Source organism: Candidatus Cloacimonadota bacterium (assembly GCA_034661015.1).
Lineage (GTDB): Bacteria > Cloacimonadota > Cloacimonadia > JGIOTU-2 > JGIOTU-2 > JAYEKN01.
The window spans coordinates 1-5406 of record JAYEKN010000049.1; the positions used below are offsets into that span (position 1 = coordinate 1).

Below are 5406 nucleotides of genomic sequence, written 5' to 3' on the forward strand. Positions count from 1 at the left end.
TTCATCACAAAACTTTTTCGTGTTTTTCCGTGTATTTCGTGGACTATAATTGTTTTATTCCCTGAAAGGCGATAAATCAGATTTATCAATCGCTTTCAGCGAATTACTCTTTTGCATTTATTATCTTTTTCGTGTTTTTCCGTGTATTTCGTGGACTATAATTGTTTTATTCCCCTTCCTCACTCTTTTCCTTTTGCTTTTGCCACCAGATCAATCGCTTTTTTATCTCCTTCTCAAAACCGAATTTTGAAGGTTCATAATATTTTTTTTCCGTCATCTTATTCGGGAAACATTTTTGGTAAGAATAGGAATTTTCGTAATTAGGGGCGTATTTATAATTTTTACCGTAATCCAAATTCTTCATCAATTTTGTAGGTGCATTTCTGATATGCAATGGCACAGGAAGATGGCTTGTATTTTTTGCATCATCAGATGCTTTTTTGTAGGCTGAATATAGAGCATTGCTTTTGGGAGCAGTTGCAAGATAAACCACCAACTGTGTTAGGGCAGTATTCGCCTCCGGCATTCCGAGAAAATGAATTGCGTCTTTCGTAGCGATAGCCTGAACTAAGGCATTCGGGTCTGCTAATCCCACGTCTTCGGATGCGAAACGGATCAACCGTCGAACGATATAGAGCGGGGTTTCGCCTGCTTCCAGCATTCTTGCTAACCAATAGATCCCAGCCTGCGGATCACTCCCTCGCAACGATTTATGCAAAGCGGAAATTATATTGTAATGCTCTTCCTTGTTTTTATCGTAAAAAAGATCAGTTTTCTCCAAAAGAACTTTGATCTGTTCCACGTTCAGGGAATCTTTTTCATCACCATACGCCTTGATAATTATATCAATTCCATTCAGAGCAACTCGGGCATCACCAGCTGCATATTGGCTGAGATAGTGAAATATTTTTTTGTCGAATAATTTTTTGTACTCGGCAATTTCGCTTTTTGGGTGGTTAAAACTACGAGTAAGAATTTGGAAAATATCATCTTCCGATAATTTTTCCAGAACAATAACTCTGCATCTCGAAAGAAGCGGTGAAATAACTTCAAAAGAGGGATTCTCCGTGGTTGCTCCGATCAAAGTAACCACTCCCTTTTCTACGAAAGGGAGAAAAGCGTCCTGCTGTGCTTTGTTAAATCTGTGAATTTCGTCAATGAAAAGAACCGTTTTTTTGTTCTTGGATTTCAATGTGAATTCGGCTTGTTGCATTGCTTTGCGAACTTCGGTAATTCGCGAAAGAACCGCACTGAAAACGAGAAAATTCGCATCGGTTTTGTTAGCGATTATTTTTGCGAGAGTTGTTTTACCAGTGCCTGGAGGTCCCCAAAAAATTAAAGAGGTTAATTGATTTTTCTCAATAATATTCCTCAAAATTGAATTTTTTTTCAAAATTTTTTGCTGCCCCACAAATTCAGCGAGAGTTTGAGGACGAATTCTCTCCGGCAACGGCTTGAATCTGTTATCTACGTCAGCCTTTTTGTCAAACAGATCTTGGATCATAGATTGCTCTCTTTTGATAATTGATAATTAAAAAAACAAAAACCAATCAAAAAGTAATTTTTTTTTGTAAATATAAAACCCTATTTTTTTAATCAAAAAAGTGGCGGAAGCAGTGCGTTAGGATAAAGGTTTTTAGTAATTTAAATTCCATCTAACCAAATGATGAAACTATCCCCTTCTAAGCCTGCTTGTCGGAATTCCCATCATGTTTCGATATTTTGTAACTGCACGCAAAGATATTTTGATTTGTTGTTCTTCCAACTTGTTCCTTATTATCCTGTCGCTATATGGCATAGACTTATCCTCGGATTTAATTATTTCTTCAATTAACCGTTTTACAGCTTGAGAAGAATTATTGCTCACACTACTTGTAAAAAACCATTTTAACGGAAAAACTCCATTTGGGGTGTCCACAAATTTACTTTTTACCACCCGGCAAACAGTGGAAATATCACGGTTTACCTTACCGGCAATATCATCATAAGTCATCGGATGCAATGTTTTTATTCCATCTTTAAAAAATGTGGGCTGTTGCCTCACTATCTCATGGGCAATACTTTCGAGAGTTTCCTGTCGCATCCATAGAGCTTTTACATAATTTTGGGCTGAGAGGAGTTTGTCTTTGATATATTTTATAGTGTCCGCATTTCCCCCACTTTTATTTAGCAATTTTCGAGCAAAATGTTGATTAACTCGAATTTCCGGTATAAAAGTTTCGTTGATGAAAACCCGAATGTCCCCATCTATCTTTTTCACAATAATGTCCGGTTTTATGTAAGATGGGGTGCCGGTGCTAATTCGGCTTCCCGGGCGTGGGTCCATTTGTGAAATAATCTTATTTATTTCCTTAATACGCTCAATGGGAACCCTGTGTTTCAGGGCAATTTTTTTATATTTTCTATTCTCAAGCAGTTTGATGTCATTCCTGATTACGGAAACAAGAAGCTCGTCGAGAAGTTGAATCTGTTCAAGCTGAGCAATAAGGCATTCTTCAAGATTGCGAGCGCCGATCCCTCTGGGGTAAAGAGACATTATACTTTTATGAATTGCAATCGCCCTGTCCATTGATATGGAAGTTTCGCTGATTAAATATTCCAATTGAGTTGTCAGACGTCCGACATGGTCAATACTATTTAAAATTCCCTTAATAAATTCTATCTCTTCATTATTTGTGGCAATCTCTTTTGCATCTTCACGAAAATTTTCCCAAAATTTTTCTATTTCTACCTCAAATCCCTCATACTTTTCCAAATTAGCCCGAGATTTATCCGCTCGTTCATATTCCCAAGAACCATTTTGCAAATTATCCATATCGTTCAGTATTTCGTTTACTTCCTGAATCTTATCTGCAAGATCTCCCTCTTCCGATTGAGACAATTCTTCATCTTCGGATGATTCTAACTCATCGCTAAAATCTTCATATTCGAGTGTGTCTTCTAAGAAGGGATTAATACTCAACTCCCTTCGCAAAGCCTGTTCAAGTTCTTGAATCGGCTTTTGAATAAGTTCCGCAGAAATGAGCATTTGGGGTGAAAGCCTTTGCTTTTGCTCAAGCTTTAAATTGCCGGTTAAACCCATATTTATTTTTGACATAACATTAATTTGATAATCCGAAATAATCTTGTCAACCTTTTTGATTTTTCCATTATGCATAATCCAATGTTGTGCTCAAGATTAAGCATCCAAGTCCGGACGCCCAACACCCAAAAGCACTTAATAATCAAAAACGAGTATGTATTTATAAATAATATCTGCCCAAAACTTGACAAAATATTTAAGCTCTAACCTTTTATTGAAATAATAAATTTTTCTTATTGCTTTTCAACAGATTGAAATGCATTTTCCTTGATTATTGGTAATAAATCATTCATCAAATATTTAGGGCGAACTAATGGAAACAAGAAAACTTCAATTGGCATTAAGAAGTTTGTATATTTCAAACTTTTTATGTTTTCAAGTTCACAAAAATCCGCAACTGCGCAAAAACAAAAAACATAGGAGGAAGCTATGAATACGCAAAAAAGATTCATCTCACAAACAAGAAGAAATAACTTTCTTGTATTCTCACTTATTTTAATCCTCTTTCTAACTTCTGCTACAATATTAACAGCAGAATTTCAGAAGCAAGTCGCTAATAATTTCAAACCAATCAAAACCGAACAATCTCGTGAGGAAATTGTTTTACCCTACACGGATGATTGCGGAGCTTACACAACTCCGGAATGGGAATTCATAACTTATCCGGTAACCATTATGACAAGTTGGTATGATTATATGCCCTTTTCTTATGTGGGATTTCAAATTGTGAAACAAACGGAAAACGGTGATGGCTATTATATGACTTGGCATGCAACACCGGATAACCAACCAACCACGAACAGAAGACAATATTGGGCTTATATTAATGCTAATGGCTCTCTCAATGATTTTGGAACTATAACCGAAGAAGATATCTGGCAAGGATATGGTGATATGTGTATGCACCCTTCCAGCGGAAATCCTCTGGGAGTCTGGCACCAGAGTGACGCAGCAACCGGATATGGTGTGGGAATCTCATATGATCAATTTAATCTACAAAATATCCCCGGCAATTGGCACGAGATGGGATTTTACCCCCCTCCCCCACCAGCATATCATGAATTTATTTGGCCTCAATTATACTCCGGGCCCTCTCCTGAAGGTGAAAATTATATTCGAATATATCTGATTTCTCGAAATTATTCTTATTCCCCCCAAGGCAATCCCTGTGACGTTCCCCGAATAATGTATATGGATATAGAAAACATCAACGAACCGAATGTGCTGGAACCAATTTTTAATTTTGAGAATTGGACTGCTGTTTATCCTATGACAAATTGGTGGGTAAATGATATCAGACCAATGAATTTAAGTTTTGCGATAGATTACAATAATCCCGGAAGAGTTGCTATGTTGGGAAAGGCTGCTAATTTATCAGGTAATCCTGCACCTGTAGAGAATGGTCCTTTTGTCTGGATATCAGATGATTATGGAACTTCATGGAATGACGAAGATTTATATGGAACCGGTGAACCGCTTTATTCCGTAGAAAATATTCCTGGCTTTGTAAATAACAGCGGAAATTTGCTTGAATCTATTGAGGTTTGGTGTGTAGCTTCAAAAAGTACAGGGATTTTCGATTCTCAAGGAAATATTCACTGGCCCTATGTTCAAAGTTATGGTACTGAGGAAGAAGTTAGTTTTTATTTTTTTCCCGAATATTTACCCCAAGCCCAATTAACATGGAATTACGATGATGGTTTTAGTTTCCGGAATGTTCCCAAACTCGGTGGTGATGATCCCGGTGGGCACAGTGTTCCTTGGGAGATCGATGAAGCAACCGGTGATACGATTTTATATTATTGTCAGGGCTGGTCTTCTTCCGGAGATATCGGAGATATGTTATTTCATGAAAATATACAAAAGCAGGCTGCAAACATCGAAGAAGGATGGATGGTTCAGCTTTGGGTTGACGGAACTTATCATTATATGAATTCCATCGGATTGCCCGGTTTTAGTGCTTATGACGAACATCCTCTGATTTTTCTTTCCGCTTCAAATGACGATGGAGAAACTTGGACTGCTCCGATACAAGTTACTGATATAAACAATCCCAATTACAATTTCGAAGATGAGTGCACCGTTTATCCCACAATTTACAGAAATATTGAAAATCTCGGAAATGGCTGGGGACTCGTTACGATCGGATATTATGACGATTTCTCTTTGAGTCAAGATTTGGGTGGCAATATCAAATATATGCAAGTAAAAATTAATTTTGAAGATTTAGGAAGTTCCATTACACCTGAACCAGAAATAACCAGCATCAATAATCTTACTAATTTTCCCAATCCGTTTACAGAATCTACCACAATTTCGTTTGC

The 5406-nt window shown here is 37.2% G+C and carries 3 protein-coding genes; 1 reads left to right on the plus strand and 2 read right to left on the minus strand.

The window, feature by feature from the left end:
• Positions 1 to 166: 166 nt before the first annotated feature.
• On the minus strand, positions 167 to 1504 hold the full coding sequence (locus tag U9P79_01600; protein MEA2103322.1) for a replication-associated recombination protein A: 1338 nt from the start codon (positions 1502 to 1504) through the stop codon (positions 167 to 169).
• A 168-nt stretch (positions 1505 to 1672) separates the two neighbouring features.
• Positions 1673 to 3157 (minus strand): RNA polymerase factor sigma-54, encoded by a 1485-nt coding sequence (gene rpoN, locus U9P79_01605; protein MEA2103323.1) that lies wholly within the window; start codon positions 3155 to 3157, stop codon positions 1673 to 1675.
• A 354-nt stretch (positions 3158 to 3511) separates the two neighbouring features.
• Between rpoN and U9P79_01610 the strand changes: the two genes are divergently transcribed.
• The coding region (locus U9P79_01610; protein MEA2103324.1) for a hypothetical protein at positions 3512 to 5406 on the plus strand (1895 nt) is incomplete at its 3' end.